Here is a 618-nt window from a genome sequence, read left to right on the forward strand (position 1 = left end):
GCCGTATTGTTTAAAATTTGGCAGGTTGATTTTAAGCAAGTCAAATATAAAGCCATTCTCAGCTATGGTTTTGCTTTGGCAGGCATGAACCTATTGTTTTATTTATCCATTGCTCGCCTGCCGCTCGGCATTGCAGTGTCGTTTGAGTTTATTGGCCCGCTCAGTGTTGCTCTGTTTTATGCCAAACAACGCTTTGACTTTGTTTGGGTCGGGCTGGCTATTTTAGGCTTAGTTTTACTGTTTCCTTTCGACCAAGCTGCTCAACCTTTAGATCCTCTTGGGATCGCATTTGCACTAGGTGCAGGTGCATGTTGGGCCTTGTATATCGTGGCGGGGCAGCACCCATCGGGTGTTTCGGGCAATCATACCGTGTGCTTAGGTATGTTTGTCGGCATGCTGATATTAATGCCACTCGCCCTGTTCAGTGGTTTACCCACAAATGTGTTTGAACCCTCAAACCTGATTTATTTCGTGGCTTTAGCAGTTTTGGCCAGCGCTTTGCCTTTTAGTTTGGAAATGATTGCGCTACGCAATTTAACCGCTCTAAGTTTTGGAACGCTCATGAGCCTTGAGCCTGCCATTGCAGCACTGTCTGGTTTTGTATTTCTAGGCGAGCAA

The 618-nt window shown here is 46.0% G+C and carries 1 protein-coding gene; it reads left to right on the forward strand.

Annotated elements, in window-relative coordinates; translation table 11 throughout:
• Positions 1–618: EamA family transporter (locus B4F08_RS07330; RefSeq protein ID WP_291373972.1), on the forward strand; the 618-nt coding region annotated here is incomplete at both ends.

The organism is Acinetobacter sp. UBA6720 (assembly GCF_002454215.1).
GTDB lineage: Bacteria > Pseudomonadota > Gammaproteobacteria > Pseudomonadales > Moraxellaceae > Acinetobacter.